24 protein-coding genes are annotated in these 26,426 nt (G+C 70.3%); 13 read left to right on the top strand and 11 right to left on the bottom strand.

Annotation, left to right across the window (positions count from 1 at the left end):
- Positions 1-135: 135 nt before the first annotated feature.
- The 6 genes from rsmA to IGS69_RS14040 all read left to right on the top strand — a co-directional run bounded on the left by rsmA (position 136) and on the right by IGS69_RS14040 (position 8,800).
- Positions 136-1,026 (top strand): 16S rRNA (adenine(1518)-N(6)/adenine(1519)-N(6))-dimethyltransferase RsmA, encoded by an 891-nt coding sequence (gene rsmA / locus IGS69_RS14065; protein ID WP_190899697.1) that lies wholly within the window; start codon positions 136-138, stop codon positions 1,024-1,026.
- Complete coding sequence (locus IGS69_RS14060) at positions 1,023-1,925, top strand: 4-(cytidine 5'-diphospho)-2-C-methyl-D-erythritol kinase (protein WP_190899695.1); 903 nt, start codon at positions 1,023-1,025, stop codon at positions 1,923-1,925. The genes rsmA and IGS69_RS14060 overlap by 4 nt, the downstream gene beginning before the upstream one ends.
- Positions 1,926-2,091: 166 nt before the next feature.
- Positions 2,092-3,900, top strand: a complete 1,809-nt coding sequence (locus IGS69_RS14055; RefSeq protein ID WP_190899693.1) for an ABC-F family ATP-binding cassette domain-containing protein — start codon at positions 2,092-2,094, stop codon at positions 3,898-3,900.
- A 192-nt stretch (positions 3,901-4,092) separates the two neighbouring features.
- Positions 4,093-5,883, top strand: a complete 1,791-nt coding sequence (locus tag IGS69_RS14050; protein ID WP_190899691.1) for an outer membrane protein assembly factor BamB family protein — start codon at positions 4,093-4,095, stop codon at positions 5,881-5,883.
- Between the two features lie 61 nt (positions 5,884-5,944).
- On the top strand, positions 5,945-7,840 hold the full coding sequence (locus tag IGS69_RS14045) for an outer membrane protein assembly factor BamB family protein (RefSeq protein ID WP_190899688.1): 1,896 nt from the start codon (positions 5,945-5,947) through the stop codon (positions 7,838-7,840).
- Between the two features lie 279 nt (positions 7,841-8,119).
- Positions 8,120-8,800 carry a helix-turn-helix transcriptional regulator gene (locus IGS69_RS14040; protein WP_190899687.1) on the top strand — a complete coding sequence of 227 codons (681 nt, stop codon included), beginning with the start codon at positions 8,120-8,122 and terminating at the stop codon, positions 8,798-8,800.
- A gap of 354 nt (positions 8,801-9,154) precedes the next feature.
- On the opposite strand, the gene IGS69_RS14035 is transcribed toward IGS69_RS14040, so the two are convergent.
- The gene (locus IGS69_RS14035) at positions 9,155-9,472 is read right to left on the bottom strand and encodes a hypothetical protein (protein ID WP_190899685.1); all 318 of its coding nucleotides are present in this window, start codon (positions 9,470-9,472) and stop codon (positions 9,155-9,157) included.
- A gap of 21 nt (positions 9,473-9,493) precedes the next feature.
- Entirely contained in the window at positions 9,494-11,173 is a 1,680-nt protein-coding gene (locus IGS69_RS14030) for a sodium:solute symporter family protein (protein ID WP_190899683.1), read from the bottom strand.
- Positions 11,174-11,337: 164 nt separating this feature from the next.
- Here IGS69_RS14030 and galT point away from each other — a divergent pair, with 164 nt between their 5' ends.
- The 3 genes from galT to galK are packed head-to-tail and all read left to right on the top strand — an operon-like array spanning position 11,338 to position 14,518.
- On the top strand, positions 11,338-12,399 hold the full coding sequence (gene galT, locus IGS69_RS14025) for a galactose-1-phosphate uridylyltransferase (protein WP_190899681.1): 1,062 nt from the start codon (positions 11,338-11,340) through the stop codon (positions 12,397-12,399).
- Positions 12,396-13,364: a UDP-glucose 4-epimerase GalE gene (gene galE, locus IGS69_RS14020; RefSeq protein WP_190899679.1), complete on the top strand. Its 969-nt coding sequence runs from the start codon at positions 12,396-12,398 to the stop codon at positions 13,362-13,364. Before galT ends, galE begins: the two co-directional genes overlap by 4 nt.
- The gene (gene galK / locus IGS69_RS14015) at positions 13,364-14,518 is read left to right on the top strand and encodes a galactokinase (protein WP_190899677.1); all 1,155 of its coding nucleotides are present in this window, start codon (positions 13,364-13,366) and stop codon (positions 14,516-14,518) included. The genes galE and galK overlap by 1 nt, the downstream gene beginning before the upstream one ends.
- 57 nt (positions 14,519-14,575) lie before the next feature.
- Here the strand turns inward: galK and IGS69_RS14010 are convergent, their stop codons facing one another.
- The 3 genes from IGS69_RS14010 to IGS69_RS14000 all read right to left on the bottom strand — a co-directional run bounded on the left by IGS69_RS14010 (position 14,576) and on the right by IGS69_RS14000 (position 16,801).
- Positions 14,576-15,598 carry a hypothetical protein gene (locus tag IGS69_RS14010; RefSeq protein ID WP_385863022.1) on the bottom strand — a complete coding sequence of 341 codons (1,023 nt, stop codon included), beginning with the start codon at positions 15,596-15,598 and terminating at the stop codon, positions 14,576-14,578.
- A complete protein-coding gene (locus tag IGS69_RS14005; RefSeq protein ID WP_190899675.1) occupies positions 15,586-16,245 on the bottom strand; it encodes a hypothetical protein in 660 nt (219 codons plus the stop codon). The genes IGS69_RS14010 and IGS69_RS14005 overlap by 13 nt, the downstream gene beginning before the upstream one ends.
- A 97-nt stretch (positions 16,246-16,342) precedes the next feature.
- Positions 16,343-16,801, bottom strand: coding sequence for a GNAT family N-acetyltransferase (locus IGS69_RS14000; RefSeq protein ID WP_190899673.1), 459 nt, complete (start codon positions 16,799-16,801; stop codon positions 16,343-16,345).
- A 301-nt stretch (positions 16,802-17,102) separates the two neighbouring features.
- On the opposite strand from IGS69_RS14000, the gene IGS69_RS13995 reads away from it, so the two are divergent.
- The gene (locus tag IGS69_RS13995; protein ID WP_190899671.1) at positions 17,103-17,870 is read left to right on the top strand and encodes a LuxR C-terminal-related transcriptional regulator; all 768 of its coding nucleotides are present in this window, start codon (positions 17,103-17,105) and stop codon (positions 17,868-17,870) included.
- Here IGS69_RS13995 and tamR read toward each other — a convergent pair.
- The gene (tamR, locus tag IGS69_RS13990) at positions 17,829-18,326 is read right to left on the bottom strand and encodes a MarR family transcriptional regulator TamR (RefSeq protein WP_190899668.1); all 498 of its coding nucleotides are present in this window, start codon (positions 18,324-18,326) and stop codon (positions 17,829-17,831) included. The genes IGS69_RS13995 and tamR overlap by 42 nt on opposite strands.
- Before the next feature lie 138 nt (positions 18,327-18,464).
- Between tamR and IGS69_RS13985 the strand changes: the two genes are divergently transcribed.
- Both IGS69_RS13985 and IGS69_RS13980 read left to right on the top strand, forming a co-directional pair.
- Entirely contained in the window at positions 18,465-19,295 is an 831-nt protein-coding gene (locus IGS69_RS13985) for a trans-aconitate 2-methyltransferase (protein WP_190899667.1), read from the top strand.
- Positions 19,295-19,654: a VOC family protein gene (locus tag IGS69_RS13980; protein ID WP_190899665.1), complete on the top strand. Its 360-nt coding sequence runs from the start codon at positions 19,295-19,297 to the stop codon at positions 19,652-19,654. The genes IGS69_RS13985 and IGS69_RS13980 overlap by 1 nt, the downstream gene beginning before the upstream one ends.
- A gap of 11 nt (positions 19,655-19,665) precedes the next feature.
- Here the strand turns inward: IGS69_RS13980 and IGS69_RS13975 are convergent, their stop codons facing one another.
- On the bottom strand, positions 19,666-20,343 hold the full coding sequence (locus IGS69_RS13975) for a TetR/AcrR family transcriptional regulator (RefSeq protein ID WP_030844886.1): 678 nt from the start codon (positions 20,341-20,343) through the stop codon (positions 19,666-19,668).
- Positions 20,340-21,353: an acyl-CoA desaturase gene (locus IGS69_RS13970; protein WP_190899663.1), complete on the bottom strand. Its 1,014-nt coding sequence runs from the start codon at positions 21,351-21,353 to the stop codon at positions 20,340-20,342. Before IGS69_RS13970 ends, IGS69_RS13975 begins: the two co-directional genes overlap by 4 nt.
- A gap of 295 nt (positions 21,354-21,648) precedes the next feature.
- Between IGS69_RS13970 and ppc the strand changes: the two genes are divergently transcribed.
- The gene (gene ppc / locus IGS69_RS13965) at positions 21,649-24,381 is read left to right on the top strand and encodes a phosphoenolpyruvate carboxylase (protein ID WP_190899661.1); all 2,733 of its coding nucleotides are present in this window, start codon (positions 21,649-21,651) and stop codon (positions 24,379-24,381) included.
- A 79-nt stretch (positions 24,382-24,460) separates the two neighbouring features.
- Here the strand turns inward: ppc and IGS69_RS13960 are convergent, their stop codons facing one another.
- The 3 genes from IGS69_RS13960 to IGS69_RS13950 form a co-directional block, all read right to left on the bottom strand.
- The gene (locus IGS69_RS13960; RefSeq protein ID WP_232543514.1) at positions 24,461-24,952 is read right to left on the bottom strand and encodes a hypothetical protein; all 492 of its coding nucleotides are present in this window, start codon (positions 24,950-24,952) and stop codon (positions 24,461-24,463) included.
- A gap of 54 nt (positions 24,953-25,006) precedes the next feature.
- Positions 25,007-25,609 (bottom strand): aminoacyl-tRNA hydrolase, encoded by a 603-nt coding sequence (gene pth / locus IGS69_RS13955; RefSeq protein ID WP_190899657.1) that lies wholly within the window; start codon positions 25,607-25,609, stop codon positions 25,007-25,009.
- A 69-nt stretch (positions 25,610-25,678) separates the two neighbouring features.
- Complete coding sequence (locus IGS69_RS13950; protein WP_190899655.1) at positions 25,679-26,275, bottom strand: 50S ribosomal protein L25/general stress protein Ctc; 597 nt, start codon at positions 26,273-26,275, stop codon at positions 25,679-25,681.
- Positions 26,276-26,426 lie beyond the last annotated feature (151 nt).

Genomic DNA, 26,426 nt, shown 5'->3' with positions numbered 1-26,426 from the left:
CGTGCCGCGAAGGCGGCACCCGTCCCACAGAGAGCGGCACCCGTCGGCGCCGGGCCGGGCAACGCCCCGGCCCCGGCACCGACGCCGAGCGGCCGGGAAACCGGGCCCTGGAGAACCCCCCGTACCCTTGTCCCCGTGACCAGCAGCCCCACCCCCGACGCCCTTCTGGGCCCCGCCGACGTCCGCGAGCTCGCGGCAGCCCTCGGCGTGCGCCCGACCAAGCAACGCGGACAGAACTTCGTGATCGACGCGAACACCGTCCGCCGTATCGTCCGCACCGCACAGGTCCGCCCCGACGACGTGGTCGTCGAGGTCGGCCCGGGCCTCGGGTCGCTCACCCTCGCACTGCTGGAGGCCGCCGACCGGGTCACGGCGGTGGAGATCGACGACGTGCTGGCCGGCGCGCTGCCCGCGACCGTCACGGCCCGCATGCCCGAGCGCGCCGACCGGTTCGCCCTGGTCCACTCGGACGCCATGCACGTCACCGAGCTGCCGGGCCCCGCCCCGACCGCGCTGGTCGCCAACCTGCCCTACAACGTGGCCGTCCCGGTCCTGCTGCACATGCTGGACACCTTCCCGACCATCGAGCGCACCCTCGTCATGGTCCAGGCGGAAGTCGCCGACCGGCTCGCCGCCCCGCCCGGCTCGAAGGTCTACGGCGTCCCCTCGGTGAAGGCCAACTGGTACGCCGAGGTCAAGCGCGCCGGTGCCATCGGACGGAACGTGTTCTGGCCGGCGCCCAACGTCGACAGCGGCCTGGTCTCCCTGGTCCGCCGGAGCGAGCCGCTGAAGACGGCGGCCTCCAAGCGCGAGGTGTTCGCCGTCGTCGACGCGGCGTTCGCCCAGCGCCGCAAGACGCTGCGGGCCGCCCTCTCCGGCTGGGCCGGATCCGCCGCCGCGGCCGAGGAGGCCCTCGTGGCCGCCGGGGTCTCGCCGCAGGCCCGGGGCGAGTCGCTGACCGTGGAAGAGTTCGCGCGAATCGCCGAGCACAAGGCGAACCGGCACCAGGAGAAGGAGACCGCGTGAGCGTCACGGTCCGCGTCCCGGCCAAGGTCAACGTCCAGCTGGCGGTCGGCGCCGCCCGCCCCGACGGCTTCCACGACCTCGCCAACGTCTTCCTAGCGGTCGGCCTCTACGACGAGATCACCGTCACCCCGGCCGACGAGCTCCGCGTCACCTGCGACGGGCCGGACGCCAACCAGGTCCCCCTGGACCGTACGAACCTGGCCGCGCGGGCCGCCGTGGCGCTCGCCGAACGCCACGGCCGCAGCCCCGACGTCCACGTCCACATCGCCAAGGACATCCCCGTCGCCGGCGGCATGGCGGGCGGCAGCGCGGACGGCGCCGGTGCCCTGGTGGCCTGCGACGCCCTGTGGGGGACCGGCGCCTCGCGCGAGGAACTCCTGGAGATCTGCGCCGAGCTGGGCAGCGACGTGCCGTTCAGCCTGGTCGGCGGCGCGGCGCTGGGCACCGGGCGGGGCGAGCAGCTGACGCCCCTGGAGGTCGGCGGCACCTTCCACTGGGTGTTCGCGATGGCCGGGCGGGGCCTGTCCACCCCGGCGGTCTTCCGCGAGTTCGACCGGCTCGGCGAGGGCACGGACATCCCCGAACCGGTCGCCTCGGGGGAGCTCCTCGCCGCCCTCGCCAAGGGCGACCCGGACGCGCTCGCCGCGGCCGTCTCCAACGACCTCCAGCCCGCCGCCCTCTCCCTCTTCCCGGAACTCGCCGGCACCCTGGCCGCGGGCCGGGCCGCCGGCGCCCTCACCGCACTCGTCTCGGGCTCCGGCCCGACCACCGCGTTCCTGGTCCGCGACCCGGAGTCGGCCGCCGCGGTGGCGCAGGCGCTGCTGTCGTCCGGGACGTGCCGTGCGGTCCGCACGGCCTCGGGCCCGGCGCCCGGCGCGACGGTGGCGGCCGCCGGCTGATCACCTGACGAGGACCCGGTGGCGCGAGGCCGCCCGCCGCCGGCTCGGGCGGCACCGGGGGAGCGAGCCCGAGGTGGGGGACGCCCTGCGGCTGACCGCCCCGGCCGGAGTACCCCCGCGCGCGACTACCCTGGAGGGTCGATCCATCCCCCTTGGCAGGAGAGTAATGGCCGTCAACCTGGTCAATGTCGAGAACGTCAGCAAGGTGTACGGCACCCGCGCCCTGCTCGACGGCGTCTCCCTCGGCGTCTCCGAAGGGGACCGCATCGGTGTCGTCGGCCGCAACGGCGACGGCAAGACCACGCTCATCCGCATGCTCGCCCGGCAGGAGAGCGCCGACACCGGCCGCGTCACCCACTCCGGCGGCCTGCGCCTGGGCGTGCTCACCCAGCACGACTCCCTCGACCCCGAGGCCACCGTCCGCCACGAGGTCATCGGCGACATGGCCGACCACGAGTGGGCGGGCGACGCCAAGGTCAGGGACGTGCTGACCGGCCTGTTCGGCGGGCTCGACCTGCCGGGGTTCCCCAAGGGGCTGGACACCGTCATCGGCCCGCTCTCCGGCGGTGAGCGGCGCCGGATCGCGCTCGCCAAGCTGCTCATCGAGGAGCAGGACCTGCTCGTCCTGGACGAGCCCACCAACCACCTCGACGTCGAGGGCATCGCCTGGCTCGCCCGGCATCTGCAGACCCGCAGGTCGGCGCTGGTGTGCGTCACCCACGACCGGTGGTTCCTCGACCAGGTGTGCACCCGCATGTGGGACGTCCAGCGCGGCGACGTCTACGAGTACGAGGGCGGCTACTCCGACTACGTCTTCGCCCGGGCCGAGCGCGAGCGCATCGCCGCCACCGAGGAGGCCAAGCGGCAGAACCTGGTCCGCAAGGAGCTGGCCTGGCTGCGCCGCGGGGCGCCCGCCCGTACGTCCAAGCCGCGCTTCCGCGTCGAGGCCGCCAACGAGCTCATCAAGGACGTGCCGCCGCCCCGTGACAGCAGCGAGCTGATGCGGTTCGCGTCCTCGCGGCTCGGCAAGACCGTGTTCGACCTGGAGGACATCACGGTCCAGGCGGGCCCCAAGGTCCTCCTCAAGCACGTCACCTGGCAGCTCGGACCCGGCGACCGGATCGGTCTCGTCGGCGTCAACGGCGCCGGCAAGACGTCCCTGCTGCGGGCCATGGCCGAGGCCGCCAGGTCCGAGGGCGAGACCCAGCCCGCCGGCGGACGCGTCCGCGTCGGCAAGACGGTCAAGCTGGCCTACCTCTCCCAGGAGGTCGCCGAACTCGACCCGGCCACACGCGTGCTGGAGGCCGTGCAGCAGGTGCGCGAGCGCGTCGACCTCGGCAAGGGACGCGAGATGACCGCCGGGCAGCTGTGCGAGACGTTCGGCTTCACCAAGGAGAAGCAGTGGACGCCCGTCGGCGACCTCTCCGGCGGTGAGCGCCGCCGGCTCCAGCTGCTGCGCCTGCTCATGGACGAGCCCAACGTCCTCTTCCTCGACGAGCCCACCAACGACCTCGACATCGAGACGCTGAACCAGCTGGAGGACGTGCTCGACGGCTGGCCCGGCTCCATGATCGTCATCTCCCACGACCGCTTCTTCATCGAGCGCACCACCGACCGGGTGTTCGCCCTGCTCGGCGACGGTGCCCTCAGGATGCTGCCGCGCGGCATCGACGAGTACCTGGAGCGGCGCCGGCGCATGGAGGAGGCCGCGGCCGCCTCGGCACCCGCCGCCGTGTCCCAGACCGCCGCGCCGGAGAAGAGCGCCGCCGACCAGCGCGCCGCCAAGAAGGAGCTCCAGAAGATCGAGCGGCAGCTCGACAAGGTCTCCGAGAAGGAGACCAAGCTCCACGCCCGGATCGCCGAAAACGCCACCGACTTCGCGAAGGTGGCGGAACTGGATGCCGAGCTGCGGGAGTTGGCCGGTCAGCGCGAGGAGCTGGAGATGCGCTGGCTGGAACTCGCCGAAGACGCGTGAAGGGCGCGTGAAGACGCATAACGACGGCATCACGGGCCGGTCCTCCCTTGGGAACAGGGGGTGATACGGCCCGCTCCGTTGTCGGAACGGGGTGATAGAAAGAGCCGTCTTAGAACTTTATGAAGCGACTCTGAGCCTCTTGAGCATCTCAGGGCGCGGCTAAAAATCAGTGATCGAACGGGGGAGCCGCTGATGACTCAGCCGCCCAGTCAGCCGCCGCACGGTGGCTTCGGACCGCCGCAGAACCAGCCGCCGCAGGGCGGTGGTTACGGGGCACCGCAGACCCCGCCGCCGCCCCAGGGCCCGCCCCAGACACCGCCGCCCCCACAGGGCGCGCCGCAGCCCGGCCCGCCGCAGCCTGGGTACGGCTACCCGCAGCAGCAGCCTCCGCAGCAGCCCGGTCCGTACGGGCAGCCGCAGCAGCCGGGGCCGTACAACCCCGGTCCCTACGGCCAGCCCCAGCAGCCGGGTCCCTACGGCCAGCCCGGCTACGGCTACCCGCAGCAGCCGCAGTACCCCGGCGCGCCCGGCACCCCGCCCGGGGGCGGCTCGACCAACCCCTTCAAGGGCAAGCCCGCCATGATCATCGGTGCCGCGGTGGCCGCGCTGCTCGTGGTCGGCGGCACCGTGTGGGCCGTCACCGGCGGCGACGACGGCAAGGGCAAGAAGAAGCCCGTCGCCCAGAAGACCGACGACGCCAAGCCCGGCTCCTCCGCCCCGGTCAACCCCGGCGACGGCAGCGGCGACGGCGGCGAGGACCCGGAGGACCTCAACGCGGGCCGCCAGGCCGGCGAGGCCAAGGTCCTCTGGTACAAGGAGGCGCCCGACGCCCCCGGTTCCGGCGCCGACGCCGACGGCATGTGGATCACCGGCAAGACCGCCGTGAAGGCCGCCTACAAGCAGCTGTCCGCGTACAACGTCGGCGACGGCAAGCCGTCCTGGGACGCGATCACCTTCCCGCAGAAGATCTGCGCGACGACTCCGCAGAAGACGTCCGACGACAAGATCGTCGTCGCGTACATGAGCGGCAGCAGCGACCGCGCCAAGTGCAACCAGCTCCAGGAGATCGACCTCGTCACCGGCGAGAAGGGCTGGAAGGAACAGGTGGCCGACGGCGCGCTGTTCGACTCCACGCTCTCCGTGGAACTGTCCATCACCGGCAAGACGCTGATGGTGGGCCGCTCCCAGTCGGGCACGGCGTACGACGTCACCAACGGCGACAAGCTCTTCGACAAGAAGAAGTACGGCAACGCCTGCTTCCCCGCCGCGTTCGCCGGCGGGGAGAAGCTGATCGCCGTCTCCTCCTGCGGCGCGGGCTCCGACAAGGAGCACGACGAGATCCAGGAGCTCGACCCGAAGACCGGCAAGGCCCGGTGGACCCAGCCGTTCGACAAGGGCTGGCGGGTCGCGCGCACTTACTCGGTGAGCCCGCTGGTCGTCTACAGCACCAACGAGGCGAAGAAGGCCTGGAACATCTCCACCTTCACCTCCGGCGGCAAGTTCCGCTCGCAGGTCGGCTTCGACGAGGACTTCGCCCCCGAGTGCGGCTGGGCCATCCTCGAGCGCAACCTCACGGGCTGCCAGGGCGTCGCCGTCGACGACACCACGCTGTACCTGCCGACCGAGGCCACCACCGGCGCCAACGAGATCGTCGCGGTCGACCTCGCCAACGGCAAGGAGAAGTGGCGCGTGAAGTCGCCCTCCGACGAGTCGATGCTGCCGATGAAGACCGAGGGCGGAAAGCTCATCGCCTACGTGCAGCCGTCGTACGACGCGGGCGGGCAGATCGTGTCCATCCCGACCGGCGGCGGCAGCCACAAGCCGTCCAAGCTGCTGCAGAACCCCGAGGGTGCCGCGGACATCGAGGACAGCTTCTTCTCCAAGGACATCGACTGGGTCGACGGGCGCTTCTACATCTCGACGACCCGGCTGAGCGGGAACGACGACTCGAAGGAGAAGTTGATGCTCGCCTACGGCAAGTGACTCTTCCTCCTCCTGCCGAACTCGCCCCGTCGTCCGTCCCCTTCTTCGAGGTACCCACGCCATGACCCAGCCGCCGCCCCCGCCGCCCCAGCAGCCCCCGCAGGGGGGCGGCTTCGGGCCGCCCCAGGACCAGCCGCCCCAGGACCCGCCGCCGCAGACCCCGCCGCCCGCGGCCGGGCCGAACCTCGGCAAGGCCCCTGAGCCGGGGTACGGCTACCCCCAGGCGCCGCAGGCTCCGCAGACGCCTCCGCCGGCCGCGCCTCCGCAGGGGTACGGGTATCCGCAGGGGGCGCCGGCACCCCAGCCCCCGCAGGCCCCGCAGGGCGCGCCCGGCTACGGATACCCCGGTCAGCAGCCGGGGGCGTACGGGCAGCCGCAGCAGGCGCCTTACGGGCAGCCGGGCTATGGGCAGCCCGGGTATGGGCAGCAGCCGGGTTACGGGCAGCAGCCCGGGTACGGCTATCCGCAGCAGCCGACCATGCCGTACCAGCCGCAGGCAGGACAGCCCGGCGGCGGCAAGAAGCTCAACGCGCAGGTGGTGATCATCGTCGCCGCGGTCGTGGCGATCGCCCTGATCATCGGCGGCGGCGTCTGGTACGCCTCGTCCGGCAAGGACGAGGGCAAGCAGAACGACACCGCCGGCGTGAGCGGTGGCACCGGCGGCACGGACGACGGCAACGGCGGCGCCACCTCCGGCAAGGAGAAGGCGCCGTCCGACCCCGGCGCCAAGGTCCTCTTCCAGGTCCCGGCGCCCGAGGTGAAGAACGACAGCACGGTCGTCGTCTCCGGCTCGTGGCTCACCGACAAGGCGTACGTCAAGAGCGGCATCGCCCAGATCGTCGGCTACGACCGCGACAAGGGCAGCCAGTTGTGGAAGCTCCCGCTGGCCGGTCCGGTCTGCCAGGCCAGCCGCCACGTCACCGACGACAACCTGACGGCGATCCTCTACCAGCCGGCGATGCCCACCAAGGCCGACCCCTCGCACGGGTGCAGCCAGGTCGCGCTCATCGACCTCGACGCCGGCAAGAGGCTGTGGACGAAGACCGTCAAGACCGGTGACCAGCTGATCAACTTCGACAACATCACGCTCAGCGGGAAGACCGTCGCCGTCGGCAGCACCAGCGGCGGCGCCGCCTTCGACGTCTCCGGCAAGCTCCTGTGGAGCCCGAAGCCGACCGACTCCTGCTACGACGCCGGGTACGGCGGCGGCGAGAAGCTGGTCGCGGTGCGCAAGTGCGGCTCGTACGACCAGCGGCAGCTGCACATCCAGACCATCGACCCGAAGTCCGGGAAGGTGATCTCGGAGTACAAGATGACCGAGGGCATCGAGTACGCGAGCATCGTGTCGACCAACCCGCTGGTCGTGGCCGCCGACGTCGGCGACTCCGCGGGCGACGGCAGCGGCATCTCCGACTTCTTCTCCATCGACGGCAAGACGGGCAAGCTGCGCACGCGCATCTCCGCGCCGGGCGAGCAGTTCGCGGCCCGCTGCGAGGGCATCACCCGCGTCGAGGCCTGCAACCTGCTGGCCGTCGGCAACGACCGGCTCTACCTGCCGACCGAGGAGCACGACGGCACGGGCAAGTACAGCCAGACCAACGAGATCGTCGCCTTCGACCTCGCCACCGGCAAGCAGACCGGGCAGCGGGCCGACGCGGGTGACGGCTACACGATCTCGCCGCTGCGCATGGACGGCGGCAACCTGATCGCGTACAAGCGTCCGCCCTACGACAAGGGCGGACAGATCGTGAGCATCGCCGGGGGCAGCTTCAAGCAGACGACGCTGCTGCGGAATCCGTCGACGGAGTCGGTCCGCGACGTGGAGACCAGCATGTCGCCGGAGTACTCGGAATTCCTGTACGCCGAGGGGCGCCTGTACATGTCGAAGGTGTACGCGAGCAAGCGGTCGACGGTGCGGGACAAGGAGTATCTGGCGGTCGGCTTCGGTACGGGCTGACTGGTCCGACAGGGCTCTGACCGGGCTCTGATCGGGCCCTGATCGGGTACTGACCGGTTCTTGATCGACTGGTGGTTGGTGTGGCCCCGTCCCTGTTCAGGGGCGGGGCCACAGCTGTTTGGCGCGGTCAACCTGGAATGAGAGGAATTTCGGCGATCCGGGGCGATTCTCGCCGGTAGGGGGAGCGCAACGTCGAACAAGCGTGTAGCTTCCGGGGGCATGAAGGCGGGGGAGCCGGGGGGCTTCCATGGGGGGCTGGGGTGACTGGGGGGTTACTCGATGGGAGTGCGGCTCATGGTGGTCGACGACCACCGATTGCTGGCCGAGGCGCTGGCTTCGGCGCTGAAGCTGCGGGGGCACCGGGTGCTCGCCGCGGCAGCGCCGGCCGCGGGGGCGGCGGAGCTGGTGATCACGCGGGCGCCGGAGGTGTGCCTGCTGGGGACGGCTACGCCGGCGGAGCCGGGGATGTTCGACCCGGTGGTGAAGATCAAGCGGGACCGGCCGCAGGTGGCGGTGCTGGTGCTGGGGCCGGTGCCGAGCCCTCGGGGCATCGCGGCGGCGTTCGCGGCGGGGGCGTCGGGGTACGTCCGGCACGATGAGCGCATAGAGGGCGTCGAGCGGGCGATCATGAAGGCGCGGTCGGGGGAGGCGGCGGTGGCGCCGCAGCTGCTGCAGGGGGCGTTCAGCGAGTTGCTCAACCCGGCGGCCCAACCGGACGACGAGGGCCAGCGGTTGCTCCAGATGCTCACGCCGCGGGAGGTGGAGGTCCTGGTCCGGGTCGCCGACGGCGAGGACACCCGCCTGATCGCGGCGGGCATGGGCATCGCACCGTCGACCGCACGTACGCACGTCCAGCGGGTGCTGATGAAACTGGGCGTGGGTTCCCGCTTGGAGGCGGCGGCCCTGGCGGCCCGGACGGGGTTGCTGGACCGGGCGGGGGCGGTGCAGCGGGAGCTGTGAGGTGGGCGGGGGTGGGGTGGGGGTGCGCGTTCGTTTCGTCTTCGCGGTGCCCCAGCTGCGGGCATGCGTGCCGCTGGGGGCGGCACGGGTGGGCGCAGCGGCACCCCGTTCCGCCGGGCTGCGGACCCACCCGGCCTGAGCACCGACGCCGGCACCCAGAGACGCCGGGGCGCGCGCCCACTGCGCCTCAGCACCGACGCCGGGTACCTGGCAACGCCGGGCTGCGGACGCCCGGGCTCGGCCCCGACGCCGGGTGCCTCCGTACGTCGGGCTCCGGGCCCACCCAGGGCCAAGTACCGACGTCCGGTACCCCGCTGCCCAGGGCGCCGCAGATCACCGTAGCGACGCCGCGCGCTACCCCACCCGCTCGTCATCCCCCGGCTCAACCCCGGGCGGCGCCGGAGCCGCCGGCCTCAGCTTGAGCCAGGCCAGGAAGAACAGGCCCAGCAGCAGCATCCCCAACCCCGTCCAGAGGTTGATGTTGACGCCCGCCGCCTTGTCGATGTCCGCGTCGGACGCCGTCAGCCCCGCGAGCGTGACGATGACGCCGTAGACCACGAACAGCCCGCCGATGATCCGCCGGATGTCGAACAGCCGCGCGGCGGTCGCCGACTTGCCCTGCAGCTCGGAGATCTCCCGCTGCAGGTCCTTCTCGGAATGGGACTCGGACATGTGCGATCAATCCTCCGTCGGTCAGAACGAGAACGGGATGTAGCAGGCCGCGGCCAGGACGATCGCGCCCCAGCCCAGCAGCGCCGGCTTGCGGTACCAGGCCTCGTCCCCCGGCGCCGGCGGCTCCGCCATGCCGGGCGAGCGCGTGCCGTAGACCAGTCCTTGCAGCTCCTCGGCCGGCTTGGGCGCCGTGAACAGCGACACCGCCACCATCACCACCGCACCAGCGACGAAGCCCGCGATCGCCGAGACGAAGTTGGCCCCCTGGTCGGAGGGGATGTCGATGATGTCCTGCTTGTAGAGGACGAAGTAGTTGACCATCGCCGCGGTGGTGCCCGCGAGCAGCCCCCAGAAGCCCGACTTCATCGAAGCCCGCTTCCAGAACATGCCGATGATGAAGACGACGAACATCGGCACGTTGAAGAAGGAGAACAGCGCCTGGAGGTAGGCCATGATGTTGGAGAAGGACCGCGCGAGGAACGCCGTGCCGATGGAGGCCAGGACACCGACCGCGGTGATGAGCCGGCCGAAGCGGACGTAGTACTCGTCCTCACGGTCCCGGACGACGTACTTCGCCCAGATGTCCGTGGTGAACACGGTGTTGAACGACGACACGTTGGCCGCCATGCCCGCCATGAAGGCCGCCAGGAGACCGGTGACGGCGATGCCCAGCACACCGTTGGGCAGCAGCTGTTCCATCAGGTACGGGATGGCGTCGTTGTACTGGAGGTCGGAGTCGGGCGTGCCGATCTTCGGAACCAGGACCGCGGCGACCAGGCCCGGGATCATGACCAGGAACACGATGAAGATCTTCGGGAACGCGGCGATCAGCGGGGTGCGCTGGGCCGCCGAGAGGTTCTTCGCGGACAGCGCGCGCTGCACCTCGGCGAAGTTCGTCGTCCAGTAGCCGAAGGAGAGCACGAAACCGAGGCCCAGGACGATCGTCAGCCAGTTCGCGCCGAGCGGGTTCTCGCTGCCGATGCCCGTGCCGCCCCAGGAGGTCATGAAGTCGGCGCCGTGGGTCTTCGTCAGGGAGTCGGACAGTCCGTCCCAGCCGCCGACCTTCTTCAGACCCAGGAAGGTGATGGGGATGAGCGCCGCCAGGATCACGAAGAACTGGAGGACCTCGTTGTAGATCGCCGAGGACAGGCCGCCGAGGGTGATGTAGGCGAGGACGAAGAATCCGGCGACGACGATCGCCACCCACTCCGGCCAGCCCAGGAGTGCCTCCACGACGATGGCCAGGGCGTAGAGGTTGACGCCGGCGATGAGGATCGCGGCGAAGGCGAAGAGGACCGAGCTGAGCAGGTGCGCCGCCTTGTCGAAGCGCAGCAGCAGGAACTCGGGCACCGAGCGGACCTTGGAGCCGTAGTAGAAGGGCATCATCACCAGGCCCAGGAAGACCATGGCCGGGATGGCGCCGATCCAGTACCAGTGCGTGGTGTAGACGCCGTACTGGGCGCTGTTGGCGGCCATGCCGAGGATCTCGGTGGCGCCCAGGTTGGCCGCGATGAACGCGAGGCCGGTCACCCAGGCGGGCAGCGAACGGCCGGAGAGGAAGAAGTCGAGACTGGTCTTCACCGAGCGGCGGGCGGCGAAGCCGATGCCGAGGACGACGACGAAGTAGATGCCGAGGATCGTGTAGTCGATCCAGTTTGTGGGGAGTCGCAGCTCGGCTGACAGATAGGTGGGGGTCTGCATGAGCCCTCGCTTCGTAGCGTGAACCGATACCTCGCGGAATCTACTTCTCCGCCTTCAGTGATTGAACACGTCCGATGACGCTCTTTGTTTGATTGTGATGTTGACGATTGGGGTGAGTCGTGTTTAGGTGTGTTGGGTTATGTTTGAAGGGCAAGGAGTCCGGCGTGAAGAAGACCTCGACCCGACTGGCCGACGGTCGCGAGCTCATCTACTACGACCTGCGTGACGACAGCGTGCGGAACGCCACCGACCGCCGCCCGCTGGACCCCACCGTCACCACGTCCGAGATCCGCCTCGACCCCTTGCTCGGCGACTCCGTCGCCATCGCCTCGCACCGCCAGGGCCGCATCTACCACCCCCCGGCCGACGAGTGCCCCCTGTGCCCCTCCGAGGGCGACCGGCTGAGCGAGATCCCGGACTCCTCGTACGACGTCGTCGTCTTCGAGAACCGCTTCCCCTCCCTCGCCGGCGACTCGGGCCGCTGCGAGGTCGTCTGCTTCACCTCCGACCACAACGCGTCCTTCGGCGAACTCACCGAGGAACAGGCGAGCCTGGTGCTGGAGGCCTGGACGGACCGCACGTCGGAGCTGTCGCATCTCCCCTCCGTCGAGCAGGTGTTCTGCTTCGAGAACCGGGGCGCCGAGATCGGCGTGACCCTCCAGCACCCCCACGGGCAGATCTACGCCTACCCCTTCACCACGCCCCGCACCGCCCTGATGCTCCGCTCGGTGGCGGCCCACAAGGAGATGACCGGCGGGGAGAACCTCTTCGACGCCGTCCTGGAGCGTGAACTCGCCGGTGAGCGGGTCGTCCTGGAGGGTGAACACTGGGTCGCCTTCGTGCCGTACGCCGCGCACTGGCCGTACGAGGTCCACCTGTACCCCAAGCGCCGCGTGCCCGACCTGCTCGGCCTGGACGAGGCCGCGCGCACAGAGTTCCCCAAGGTCTATCTGGAACTCTTGAGGCGCTTCGACCGGATCTTCGGTGAGGGTGAGGCGCCGACGCCGTACATCGCGGCCTGGCACCAGGCGCCGTTCGGCGCGCTGGAGGAGTTCGACGGGGTCGCGCGTGAGGACTTCGCGCTGCACCTCGAGCTTTTCACCATCCGCCGCACTTCCGGCAAGCTGAAGTTTCTCGCGGGTTCCGAGTCCGGCATGAACGTGTTCATCAACGACGTGCCGCCGGAGCGCGCGGCCGAGCGACTGCGAGAGGTAGCGAGTTCATGAGCGGGAAGTACCTGGTGACGGGCGGCGCGGGATACGTCGGCAGCGTGGTCGCGCAGCACCTGCTGGAGGCCGGTCACGAGGTCGTCGTCCTCGACAACCTCTCCACCGGCTTCCGCGAGGGCGTCCCCGCGGGCGCGACGTTCATCGAGGGCGACATCCGCGACGCCGCCAAGTGGCTGGACCCCTCCTTCGACGGTGTGCTGCACTTCGCCGCGTTCTCGCAGGTCGGCGAGTCGGTCGTGAAGCCGGAGAAGTACTGGGACAACAACGTCGGCGGCACCATGGCGCTGCTGGCCGCGATGCGCGAGGCAGGCGTCCGCACGCTCGTCTTCTCCTCGACGGCGGCGACATACGGCGAGCCGGAGCAGGTCCCCATCGTCGAGTCGGCGCCCACGTCCCCGACCAACCCCTACGGCGCCTCGAAGCTCGCCGTCGACCACATGATCACGGGCGAGGCGGCGGCGCACGGCCTCGGCGCGGTCTCGCTGCGCTACTTCAACGTGGCGGGCGCGTACGGCGCGTACGGCGAGCGCCACGACCCCGAGTCCCACCTGATCCCGCTGGTCCTCCAGGTCGCGCAGGGCAGGCGCGAGGCGATCTCGGTGTTCGGCGACGACTACCCGACGCCGGACGGCACCTGCGTGCGCGACTACATCCACGTCGCGGACCTGGCCGAGGCCCACCTGCTGGCCCTGACCGCCGCCACCTCCGGCGAGCACCTGATCTGCAACCTCGGCAACGGCAACGGCTTCTCGGTCCGCGAGGTCATCGAGACGGTCCGCCGGGTCACCGGCCACCCGATCCCCGAGGTCGTGGCCCCGCGCCGGGGCGGCGACCCGGCGGTCCTGGTGGCGTCGGCCGACACCGCCCGCGAGAAGCTGGGCTGGAACCCGTCCCGCGCGGACCTCGCGGGCATCGTCGCGGACGCGTGGGACTTCGCGCAGAACATCGCAAGGGAGCAGTAGTGGGCGCACAACAGGTGCGGGACGGTTTCGAAGAGCTCTACGGAACCGCCCCCGAGGGTGTCTGGGCGGCCCCGGGCCGCGTCAACCTCATCGGTGAGCACACCGACTACAACGACGGTTTCGTGATGCCCTTCGCGCTGCCGCACACCGCCGTCGCGGCCGTCTCCCGGCGCACGGACGGCGTGCTGCGCCTGCACTCGGCGGACGTCGGGGGCGGGGTCGTCGAGCTGCGCGCCGACGAGCTGGCGCCGGGGTCGGACCGGAACTGGACGGCGTACCCGTCGGGCGTGGTCTGGGCCCTGCGCGAGGCCGGCGACGCGGTCACGGGCGCGGACGTCCACCTGGCCTCCACGGTTCCCTCCGGCGCGGGCCTGTCGTCGTCGGCGGCCCTGGAGATCGTCGTCGCCCTCGCCCTGAACGACCTGTTCTCCCTCGGCCTGCGGGGCTGGCAGCTGGCCCGCCTGTGCCAGCGCGCGGAGAACGTCTACGTCGGTGCCCCGGTCGGCATCATGGACCAGACGGCGTCGGCCTGCTGCGAGGCCGGCCACGCCCTGTTCCTCGACACGCGTGACCTCTCCCAGCGCCAGATCCCCTTCGACCTGGCCGCCGAGGGCATGCGGCTCCTGGTCGTCGACACGCAGGTCAAGCACTCCCACAGCGAGGGCGAGTACGGCAAGCGCCGCGCCGGCTGCGAGAAGGGCGCGGACCTGCTGGGCGTCGACGCGCTGCGGGACGTCCCCTACGCCGGCCTGGACGCGGCCCTGGCCCGCCTGGGCGACGAGGAGGAGGTCCGCCGCCTGGTCCGTCACATCGTCACGGAGAACGAGCGCGTCGAACGGGTCGTCTCCCTCCTGGAGTCGGGTGAGACCCGCGCGATCGGCCCCGTCCTGGTCGAGGGCCACGCCTCGCTCCGCGACGACTTCCGCATCTCCTGCCCGGAACTGGACCTGGTCGTCGACACGGCCCTGGCCCACGGCGCGCTGGGCGCCCGCATGACGGGCGGCGGCTTCGGCGGCGCGGCGATCGTCCTCGCGGAGGAGCCGGACGTCGACGCCATCACCAAGGCGGTGACAGAGGCCTTCGCGGCGGCGGGCTTCACGCCCCCCCGAGTCTTCGAAGCGGTCCCCTCATCGGGCGCCCACCGCCTCCACTGACGGACCCCGACGACAGTGGTGCCCTCCCTCCCCCGAGGCAGGGCACCGCAGCCACGCTCAGCGGTTGACGGACTGGATCTCCTGGACGGGCACCTCGGTGGTGGTGGCGAAGGTGCCGTTGGGCAGATCGCCGCCCGTGTTCCCCGCGCCTTCCCAGGTGATCTCCCAGGTGAGGGTCGCCTCCAGGCCGTAGGTGCCGTCTCCCGACGAACGCAGGTACCGCACCCCGCACGGAGGCGTCAGCTCCGCCTTGCCCCGGGCGTACGGCTCTCCGATGGAGCCGTCGTCGTTGATCAGGCACTCACCGGACGCGGGAAGGGTTTCCGCGTCCGCAGTTCCCGGATCGATGTGCAGGCTCACCGGCTTCGCCGTCGTCGTCGCCCACAGCCCGGTGCCGGGCAGACTCGCCGTGACCGACACGGGCTTGAAGGCGCCCTTGTCCAGCCAGACCCAAGTGGGCGCGTTCACCGTCGACCTGGCCTCCGGCGCGAGGGAGATCCTGGTCGGCGGCACGACGGTGCGCTGATGCGCGAGCCCGGCGAGGGTCTCGGTGTCGATGGCCTGGGGGACACCGGGGTTCTTGCCGTTGTCGACCCAGAAGGGGTCGCGTTTGCAGTTTCCTGCGGCGGGGTCGTCCTCCATCTTCGGATTCGTGACGGCGACCCACCACATGCCCTCGTCGTTCTTGTCGACGTTGAAGTCCTTGTAGGGGCGGCCCTCCTTGTAGCGGGCCTTGTCGTCCGCCACGCCCTCGGGCGCACCACCGACGGAGTCGTAGATGGACCAGTTGGCTTCGGTGTAGGTCTTGAAGTCTTTGGCCTTCCAGTACGGCTCGTACCAACAGGCAGGAGGTTCCCAGTCCATGGCGGTGGAGGTGATCGGCCCGCCGTCCTTCGACGTGGTTGCGCCCTTCACCTTGAAGCTGATGCGCGACTGAAGCACCCGTCCTGATGAGTTCCCGGACGGTTTCACCTGCGTTCCGTTGCTGCCGATGCCGCCGGCGACAGCCGTGTCCACTCCGAGGAGGAGCATTGTGGCGGTCAGAGTCGCCAGTGCCGCGCGCTGCGTCACGGCTGGCACCTCTGGGAGCCGCGGTCCTCGTGAAGCTTCCAGATCTGCCAGACGCCCTGTTTGTCCTTCTTCACGCTGGCGTTGTAGTACACGTAGCTGTCAGGCGAGGTTTCGACCACCTGCACCTTGTCTGTCTTGAGGTCCTTGACGTTGGCTTTGCTCTCGTCCACACAGTAGGTCAGGGCCGCCGACGTCTTGTCGAACACCGTCACTTGTCGGTCGAAGTAGCGCAGGGTGCCGGCCCAACTGGTCTTCCTGGCGTTGTTGTCCTTCGCGTAGTTGTAGACGCCCGTCAGTGCGGCGTCCGTGTAGTAGAAGCCCATGCCCGACTTCTTCAGATCGCCGGACGCCACGGCCTGCCACACCGTGCTGACGGCCCGTTCGTTGTCCGCCAGAATCGCGTCCTTGACGGAGTCACCCGTCTGCTGCCCCTCAAAGACCATCTTCATGTCCGACGGCAGCTTGATCTGCGGCCGATCGATCCCGTCTGCGGACGCGGAGGCCGAAGGCGAAGCCGAGCCCTTGTCGCCCGAACCCGCGCCGGCGATCTTGTCGGATGATGACGGGCTGTCACCTCCCCCCGAGCCACAGGCGGTCAGCAGCAGGGCCGCGGATGCGGTGAGCGCGGCTGTCACGAGCCGGGCGGGGCGGTTCACTGTGTCTCCCGTTGATCATGTGTGGGGGGATAACTCAAGCGAACCAACGCTATCGGTGAGTGAAGGCAGGGCGTCATCGAGGGCTGCGTCCCGCAGCTCAGCCCAGCCTCTTCGTCAGCATGTACTCCGTGATGCCCGGCGGATAGTCCGGCACCGCGCACACCACCTCGTACCCCTGCTTCTGATAGAAGCGCGGGGCCTGGAAGTCCCAGGTCTCCAGGCGGGACGCGCGGCAGCCGCGGGAGGTCGTCGCGATGTGTTCCGCCTCGGAGAGCAACCGCGCGCCCAGGCCCCTGCCCCGGTGGCGTTCGTCGACCCAGAGGTAGGTCACGTGGAGCCAGGTCGCCCAGGTGTGGCCGACCAGGCCGCCGGCGAGGGCGTCGTCCCGGTCGTTCACAGCCCACACATGCAAGGGCGCGTCCCTTTCGTCCGGTGTTCCGCGCAGGGCACGCAGGATCGGAGAGGCGGCTGTGTTCGTGTCCCGCAGGCGTGTGCGGAGCAGATCACGTCGGGCCTTGTCGACTTCTGTCTCAAGACGGAACATGCGGCACACCATAAACGCGTCGGACAGTCAGTTCTGCAAATAACCTTCCGCTCCGGGCCCCCGTCCGTACCCTGATGAACAGCACCGGTGGGGGCCGGTGCCGCTCAGGGGGCGAGACAGCCGGGTACGACGCCCGGGGTGGGGGTAGCGGTACTGCACGGCGGCGGCCGTGCGGCTGCGGCGACCCGAACAGGCTGCTGCGGCAAGGACGAACGGATGCAGCAGCCGGATACTCCGGCGTCGTACCCGCGCGGTGTCATCCTCCGACGATGGGGTAGCCCCTGCTCTTCGGGAGCTCGGGGAAGGGGGTTTCGTGGTTCGCATCCGAGTCCTGGTCGTCGACGACCATCGCATCTTCGCGGAGTCACTCGCGGCGGCCCTGGCGGCCGAGCCGGACGTCGACGTCTCCGCGGCCGGAAGTGGTCCGGCCGCGCTGCGCAGCCTGGAGCGGGCGGTCGCCGAGGGGCGGCGCTTCGACGTGCTGCTCGTGGACGCCGACCTGGGAGGGAAAGTGCCGGGCGCCCGGCCGGCCGTACCCGTGCAGGACAGCAACGAGGACGGGCTCGTCGACGGGATCTCCCTCGTCACGGGCGTGCGCTCCGCGCAGCCGCACGTACGGATCGTCGTGCTCGCCGAGAAGGACGACCCGCGGCGGGCGGCGCTCGCCCTGCAGGCCGGCGCCTCCGGGTGGGTGGCGAAGGACTGCTCGCTGTCCCGGCTGCTCACGGTCATCCGGGGCGTGCTGCGGGACGAGACGCATCTGCCGCCCGCGCTGCTGACGGGCGTGCTGCGGGAGCTCACCGCCGCCCGCAAGCACCGCACCGAGAGCGAGCGGCTCGTCGAGTCCCTCACTCCGCGTGAGCGGGAAGTGCTGCGGTGCATGGTCGCGGGACTGGGGCGCAAGGCCGTCGCCGAGCGCCTGTATCTGTCGCCGCACACCGTGCGGACCCATATGCAGAACGTGCTCGGCAAGCTCGGTGTGCATTCCACCCTCGCCGCCGTCGCCCTCGCGCGGCGCGCCGGGGTGGGGCCCGTGGACCTAGCCGGGGATGTTGTCGAACGGGGCGGTCAGCTGGCGTAGCAGCCCCGCCAGTTCGCCGCGCTGGGCCCGGGAGAGCTCCGCGAGGATCGCGCGCTCCTGGTCCAGCAGACCCGCGAGGGCCTGGTCCGCGCGGTCCTGCCCCTCGTCCGTCAGCCGGACCAGGACGCCTCGGCGGTCGCTGGGGTCGGGGAGCCGTTCCACCAGGCCCTTCTTGGCCAGGCGGTCGATGCGGTTCGTCATCGTGCCCGAGGTGACGAGCGTCTGGGTGAGGAGCTGACCGGGCGAGAGCTGGTACGGCGTGCCCGCGCGGCGCAGGGCCGTCAGCACGTCGAACTCCCACGGCTCCAGGTTGTGCTCCGAGAACGCCAGCCGCCGCGCCCGGTCCAGATGCCGGGCCAGTCTGCTCACACGGCTGAGTACCTCGAGCGGTTCCACGTCGAGGTCAGGGCGCTCCCGGCGCCACGCTGCGACCAGCCGATCGACCTCGTCCTCCATGACGATCAGTGTAGTGGTTGTGTCGACGTAGAGTCTCTTGACGTCCATTTTCTTGACATCGAGAGACCCGAAGGATCACGCTGGGTGTGCGTCTCGCACGGTCACCACCAGGGCACACAGCACACCAGGAGGAGAACCATGCCCGCAGCCACCCCCACCTGGGACCCCACCCAGTACCTCCGTCACGCCGGCCACCGCGCCCGCCCCTTCACCGACCTCCTCGCCCGCGTCCCCGACCTGCCCACCCAGCCACCCGCAGACCACCCCCGCATCGCCGACCTCGGCTGCGGCCCCGGCAACGTCACCGTGCTGCTCGCCGCCCGCTGGCCCACCGCCCGGATCACCGGCTACGACAACTCGCCCGAGATGCTCGACAAGGCCCACGTCGACCACGAAGGCCCGACCACGGGCGGCGGGCGTCTCGACTTCCACCACGCCGACGCACGGACGTGGACACCGGACCAGCCCCACGACCTGATCATCAGCAACGCCACACTCCAGTGGGTGCCCGGGCACGCGCAGCGCTTCCCCGACTGGGTGGCAGGACTGAAACCCGGCGGCACCCTCGCCTTCCAGGTGCCGGGCAACTTCGACGCCCCCAGCCACCGGCTCATGCGCGAACTCGCCGGTTCTGCGCGCTGGCGCGGCCGGCTCGACGACACCCTGCGCCACGCCGACGCCGTCCACACCCCCGAGACCTACCTGGAGCGGCTGACCTCCCTCGGCTGCGCGGCCGACGTGTGGGAGACGACGTACATCCACCTGCTCCAGGGGGAGGACCCGGTGCTCGACTGGGTGAAGGGGACCGGCCTGCGGCCCGTGCTGACCGCGCTCGCCGACGACCCCGAGGCGCGGGAGGCCTTCGTCGCCGAGTACCGGGCCGCGCTGCGCGAGGCGTATCCGGCCGGCCCGCACGGCACGCCGTTCCCGTTCCGCCGGGTGTTCGCCGTCGCCCGGAAGGAGGGCTGATGATCACCGCCCTCGACCACGTCCAGCTCGCCGCCCCGCCCGGCAGCGAGGAGCGGCTGCGGGCGTACTACGTCGGCGTCCTCGGCATGATCGAGGTGCGCAAACCGCCCGAGCTCGCCCGGCGGGGCGGGTGCTGGTTCCGGGCCGGGGCGGTGCGGCTGCACCTGGGGATCGAGGAGGGCTTCCGGGCGGCGCGCAAGGCCCACCCCGGACTGCGGGTGACGGGCATCGACGCCTACGCCGCCCGGCTGGAGTCCGGCGGTGTGGCCGTCGCCTGGGACTCCGCCCTGCCCGGGCACAAGCGGTTCTACGCGCTGGACCCGGTCGGCAACCGCCTGGAGTTCCTCGAACCCCTCTGAGACGGACCCGGTCAGGCCTTGCGGCGCCCTATCAGGTGCGGCTTGGCCTCTATCCCGTCCAGGCCGTGCCACGCCAGGTTCACCAGATGCGCGGCCACCTCGGCCTTCTTCGGCCTGCGGACGTCCAGCCACCACTGGCCGGTCAGGGCCACCATGCCCACCAGCGCCTGCGCGTACAGCGGGGCCAGCTTGGGGTCGAAGCCGCGGCTCTTGAACTCGCGGCCCAGGATGTCCTCCACCTGCGTGGCGATGTCCGAGATCAGCGAGGCGAAGGAGCCCGTCGACTGGGGGATCGGGGAGTCACGGACCAGGATGCGGAAACCGTCCGTGTACTCCTCGATGTAGTCCAGCAGGGCGAACGCCGCCTGCTCGCACAGCTCACGGGGGTGACCGGCGGTGAGGGAACTGGTCACCATGTCCAGCAGGCGGCGCATCTCACGGTCCACCACGACCGCATACAGCCCTTCCTTGCCGCCGAAGTGCTCGTAGACCACCGGCTTGGAGACCCCGGCCTTCGCCGCGATCTCCTCCACCGACGTGCCCTCGAAACCCTTCGCCGCGAAGAGCGTGCGACCGATCTCCAGCAGCTGCTGACGGCGCTCGGCACCGGTCATCCGGGTGCGACGCGCTCGCCGCGGCTTGTCATTGCTGGGGGTGCTGCTCGAGTCGGTCGCCACAGCGCCCATCATGCCGCCTCGACGGGCTCCTTTCCGCGCGGGGAGCCGCCTTCCCCGGTGTTACGGCGCGAATCGATACGCGAGCGTGACGGCCACCGCACGTCGTACGCCCAGCCCGCCATCTCGAACCAGCGGATCAGCCGGGCCGACGAATCCAGCTGCCCGCGCATCACACCGTGCCGGGCGGACGTCGGGTCGGCGTGGTGCAGGTTGTGCCAGGACTCACCGCACGACAGCACCGCCAGCCACCACACGTTGCCCGAGCGGTCACGCGACTTGAAGGGGCGCTTGCCGACCGCGTGGCAGATCGAGTTGATCGACCAGGTCACGTGGTGCAGCAGGGCCACCCGCACGAGCGAACCCCAGAAGAACCCGGTGAACGCGCCCCACCAGGACATCGTGACCAGACCGCCGATCAGCGCCGGCAGCGCCAGCGACACCACCGTCCACAGGACGAACTGGCGGGAGATGGTGCGCAGCGTCCTGTCCTTGATCAGGTCCGGGGCGTACTTCTCCTGCGACGTCTGCTCCTCGTCGAACATCCATCCGATGTGCGCCCACCACAGGCCCTTCATCAGGGCCGGAAGGGTCTCACCGAACCGCCACGGCGAATGCGGGTCACCCTCCGCGTCGGAGAACTTGTGATGCTTGCGGTGATCCGCCACCCAGCGCACCAGCGGACCCTCGACCGCCATCGACCCCGCGATCGCCAGAGCGATCTTCAGCGGCCGCTTGGCCTTGAAGGAACCGTGCGTGAAGTGACGGTGGAAGCCGATCGTGATGCCGTGGCACCCCAGGTAATAGAAGAAGACCAGCAGACCGAGGTCCAGCCAGCTCACCCCCCAGCCCCACGCCAGCGGCACGGCCGCCAGCAGCGCGACGAACGGGACGATGATGAAGAGGAGCAGGGCGATCTGCTCGACGGACCGCTTCTTCTCGCCGCCCAGCGTGGCGGAAGCGGCATCGGTGGCCTGACCGGGCGCCTTCGGAGCGTCCTCGATCACGTCGGAACTACTGGTCATACGCGTCCCCTGGGGGGTATGTGGAGGGAGAAGGAGTGGCCGGGGCACGCGAACCGTGACGTGCTCCCTACGGTTCCGTAACCTACGGCATCGTAAGTATGGCAGTGCGTCGCCCGGCGGCAAGAGCCCGCGAGCCTGCGCGTCCCGGTCGACACCTATCCTGGAGTCGGTCGGACAGCGCGGTCCGCTCTGATTTCTTCCCGGATGTCCGGACCCGTATGCGGCGCCCCGCCGCGCGAGACGCCGTCCGGGTTCCCCTCCCAGACGAGCTTCAACACTGCAAGGAGCCGCACCTGTGAGCAGTGCCGACGACCAGACCACGACGACGAGCAGCGAGCTGCGAGCCGACATCCGCCGGCTGGGCGACCTGCTCGGCGAGACCCTCGTCCGCCAAGAGGGCCCCGAGCTGCTGGAACTCGTCGAGAAGGTCCGCCGCCTCACCCGCGAGGACGGCGAGGCCGCCGCCGAGCTGCTGCGCGGCACCGAACTCGACACCGCGGCCAAGCTGGTCCGCGCCTTCTCCACCTACTTCCACCTCGCCAACGTCACCGAGCAGGTCCACCGCGGCCGCGAACTGCGCGCCCGCCGCGCCGCCGAAGGCGGACTCCTCGCCCGAACGGCCGACCGGCTCAAGGACGCCGACCCCGAGCACCTGCGCGAGACGGTCGGCAACCTCAACGTCCGCCCCGTCTTCACGGCCCACCCCACCGAGGCCGCACGCCGCTCGGTCCTCAACAAGCTCCGCCGCATCGCCGCGCTCCTGGAGACCCCGGTCATCGAATCCGACCGGCGCCGCCTGGACACCCGCCTGGCCGAGAACATCGACCTCATCTGGCAGACCGACGAACTGCGCGTGGTGCGCCCCGAGCCCGCCGACGAGGCCCGCAACGCCATCTACTACCTCGACGAGCTGCACGCCAACGCCGTCGGCGACGTCCTGGAAGACCTCACCGCCGAACTCGAGCGCGCCGGAGTCAAGCTCCCCGACGACACCCGCCCCCTCACCTTCGGCACCTGGATCGGCGGCGACCGCGACGGCAACCCCAACGTCACCCCCCAGGTCACCTGGGACGTCCTGATCCTCCAGCACGAACACGGCATCAACGACGCCCTGGAGACCATCGACGAACTCCGCGGCTTCCTCTCCAACTCCATCCGCTACACCGGCGCCACCGAGGAACTCCTGACCTCCCTCCAGACCGACCTGGAGAACCTCCCCGAGATCAGCCCCCGCTACAAGCGCCTCAACGCCGAAGAGCCCTACCGGCTCAAGGCCACCTGCATCCGGCAGAAGCTCGAGAACACCAAGAAGCGCCTCGCCAAGGGCACCGCCCACCGCGACGGCCGCGACTACCTCGGCACCGCCGAACTCCTCGACGACCTGCGGATCATCCAGCGCTCCCTGCGCGAACACCGCGGAGGCCTCTTCGCCGACGGCCGCCTCGCCCGCACCATCCGGACCCTCGCCGCCTTCGGCCTCCAGCTCGCCACCATGGACGTCCGCGAACACGCCGACGCCCACCACCACGCCCTCGGCCAGCTCTTCGACCGCCTCGGCGAAGAATCCTGGCGCTACGCCGACATGCCCCGCGACTACCGCGCCAAGCTCCTCGCCAAGGAACTCAGGTCCCGCAGGCCGCTCGCCCCCACCCCCGCCCCCGTCGACGCGCCCGGCGAGAAGACCCTCGGCGTCTTCAGCACCGTCAAGCGCGCCCTGGAGGTCTTCGGACCCGAGGTCATCGAGTCCTACATCATCTCCATGTGCCAGGGCGCCGACGACGTCTTCGCCGCCGCCGTCCTCGCCCGCGAAGCCGGCCTGATCGACCTCCACGCCGGCTGGGCCAAGATCGGCATCGTGCCGCTGCTCGAGACCACCGACGAGCTCAAGGCCGCCGACACCATCCTCGAGGACATGCTCTCCGACCCCTCCTACCGGCGCCTCGTCGCCCTGCGCGGGGACGTCCAGGAGGTCATGCTCGGCTACTCCGACTCCTCCAAGTTCGGCGGCATCACCACCAGCCAGTGGGAGATCCACCGCGCCCAGCGCCGCCTGCGCGACGTCGCCCACCGCTACGGCGTACGCCTGCGCCTCTTCCACGGCCGCGGCGGCACCGTCGGCCGCGGCGGCGGCCCCACCCACGACGCCATCCTCGCCCAGCCCTGGGGCACCCTCGAAGGCGAGATCAAGGTCACCGAACAGGGCGAGGTCATCTCCGACAAGTACCTCATCCCGTCCCTGGCCCGGGAAAACCTGGAGCTGACCGTCGCGGCCACCCTCCAGGCCTCCGCCCTGCACACCGCACCCCGCCAGTCCGACGAGGCCCTCGCCCGCTGGGACGCCGCGATGGACGTCGTCTCCGACGCCGCCCACGCCGCCTACCGCCGCCTCGTCGAAGACCCCGACCTGCCGACGTACTTCCTCGCCTCGACACCGGTGGACCAGCTCGCCGACCTGCACCTCGGCTCCCGGCCCTCCCGCCGCCCCGGCTCCGGCGTCTCACTCGACGGCCTGCGCGCCATCCCCTGGGTGTTCGGCTGGACCCAGTCCCGGCAAATCGTCCCCGGCTGGTTCGGCGTCGGCTCCGGCCTCAAGGCCCTGCGCGAAGCCGGCCTCGACACCGTCCTCGACGAGATGCACCAGCAGTGGCACTTCTTCCGCAACTTCATCTCCAACGTCGAGATGACCCTCGCCAAGACCGACCTGCGGATCGCCCAGCACTACGTCGACACCCTCGTCCCCGACGAGCTCAAGCACATCTTCGACACCATCAAGGCCGAACACGAACTCACCGTGCGTGAAGTACTGCGCGTCACCGGCGAAGAGGAACTCCTCGACGCCGCACCCGACCTGAAGCAGACCTTCGCCATCCGCGACGCCTACCTCGACCCCATCTCCTACCTCCAGGTCGCCCTGCTCAAGCGCCAGCGCGACACGGCCGCCGCCGCCGAACAGCCCGACCCGCTCCTCGCCCGCGCCCTCCTCCTCACCGTCAACGGCGTGGCAGCCGGCCTGCGCAACACCGGCTGACCCACCCCCGACACCACCGTGCCCCCGAGCCCGCACAGGCCCGGGGGCACCGTCACGCCCACCTCGAGAACACAGAACCTCAGACGGCCACGAACGCCGCCGTCAGCAACGCCACCCCCGACAACGCCATCACCCACGCCGCCCGCGTCCGCAGCAGCCCACCCGCCACCACCACCGACGCCAGCAACAACGCACCACCCAGCGGAATCCACGCATACAGCACACCCGCCGGACCCGAACGCACCGCGTCATCACGACCGGACTTCAAAACCACCGTGTACGTCCGGCCCCGCTCCACCGCGACCGACTTCTCCAGCACCACCCGCGCCCGCGGCTGCGAACCCTCCGACAACGGCGCGTACCGGCCCCAGCACACATCCGCCCCGCACCGCGCCACCTCGACCGTGCCCCGCTCCCGGCCCTTCGTCAGCATCACGTGCTGCGCCGTACCCCACGACGCCCACACACCCGCGATCAAGATCAGCACCGCGACCGTACCCATCGCCGCGAACCTCCCGAACCGCAGTACAGCGGCCGAACCCTGGGACGAAGAGGTGGCAATGGCAGGCATGGCCGGGATCATTGGCCATGCCTGAACGGCCCGTCAACCTCGACGGGTGACAAGTCAGGAGTTGTACGTGCTTTGCGCCCGCTCAAGACCCTCGATCACCAGAGCCTCCACCGCATCCGCCGCCCGGTCCACGAAGTAGTCCAGCTCCTTGCGCTCCGCCGCCGAGAAATCCTTCAGCACGAAATCCGCCACCTGCATCCGCCCCGGCGGCCGCCCGATCCCGAACCGCACCCGGTGATACTCCGCACCGAACGCCTTCGTCATCGACTTCAACCCGTTGTGCCCGTTGTCCCCGCCCCCCAGCTTCAGCCGCAGCACCCCGTAGTCGATGTCCAACTCGTCATGCACCGCCACCACATGCCCCACCGGCACCTTGTAGAAGTCCCGCAGCGCATTCACCGGCCCACCCGACAGATTCATGTACGACATCGGCTTCGCCAGCACCACCCGCCGGTTCAACGGCCCCGGAGGCCCGATCCGGCCCTCCACCACCTGCGCCTGCGCCCGCCCGGCACGCTTGAACTTCCCCCCGACCCGGTCCGCCAGCAGATCCGCCACCATGAAACCCACGTTGTGCCGGTTCCCCGCGTACTCCGGCCCCGGATTGCCCAGCCCCACGATCAGCCAGGGAGCGGCCGCATCGGTCGTCACGTCCATGTCTCCTTCATACGCGTCGGCCGCTGCCCCGCACGGGAACAGCGGCCGACGAAACGACGACGAAGAGGATCAGGCCTCGGCGGCCTCTTCCTCGACGGCCTCCTCGCCCTCAGGGGCCTCCTCGGCCTGCGCGGCCAGAACCTGAAGGACGACAGCGTCCTCCTCGACGGCCAGCGTCGTGCCCTTAGGCAGCGTGATGTCCTTCGCCAGGATCGAGGCACCGGCCTCGAGACCCTCGACGGACACCGTCACGGACTCCGGGATGTGCGTCGCCTCGGCCTCGACCGGCAGCGCGTTCAGCACGTGCTCCAGCAGGTAACCACCCGGGGCCAGCTCGCCCTCGGTGTGCACCGGAACCTCGACCGTGACCTTCTCGCCGCGCTTCACCAGCAGCAGGTCCACGTGCTCCAGGAAGCCCTTCAGCGGGTCACGCTGCACCGACTTCGGGATCGCCAGCTCGCTCGTCTTGCCGTCGACCTCCAGCGCGATCAGCACGTTCGGCGTACGCAGCGCCATCAGCAGGTCGTGACCCGGCAGGGTCAGGTGCAGCGGGTCCGAACCGTGCCCGTACAGCACACCCGGAACGTTGTTCTCACGACGGATACGGCGCGCGGCACCCTTGCCGAACTCGGTGCGCGTCGCGGCGGAGATCTTCACCTCGGACATAGTCACTCCTCGAAATCAGAACGGACGTGGTCACCCGGCCACGAACGGCCTGCTACGAAGAGCGCGTCGATAACGGACAACCGCATCCCAGAACGGGAACGGCCTCCCTCGCCGAGCAACTGAAGCAGTCTACTCGGATAGGGAGGCCACA

Source organism: Streptomyces tuirus (assembly GCF_014701095.1).
Taxonomy (GTDB): Bacteria; Actinomycetota; Actinomycetes; order Streptomycetales; family Streptomycetaceae; genus Streptomyces; species Streptomyces tuirus.
Note: the sequence above shows the minus strand (reverse complement) of the source record. Positions and strands in the feature narration are given on the sequence as shown.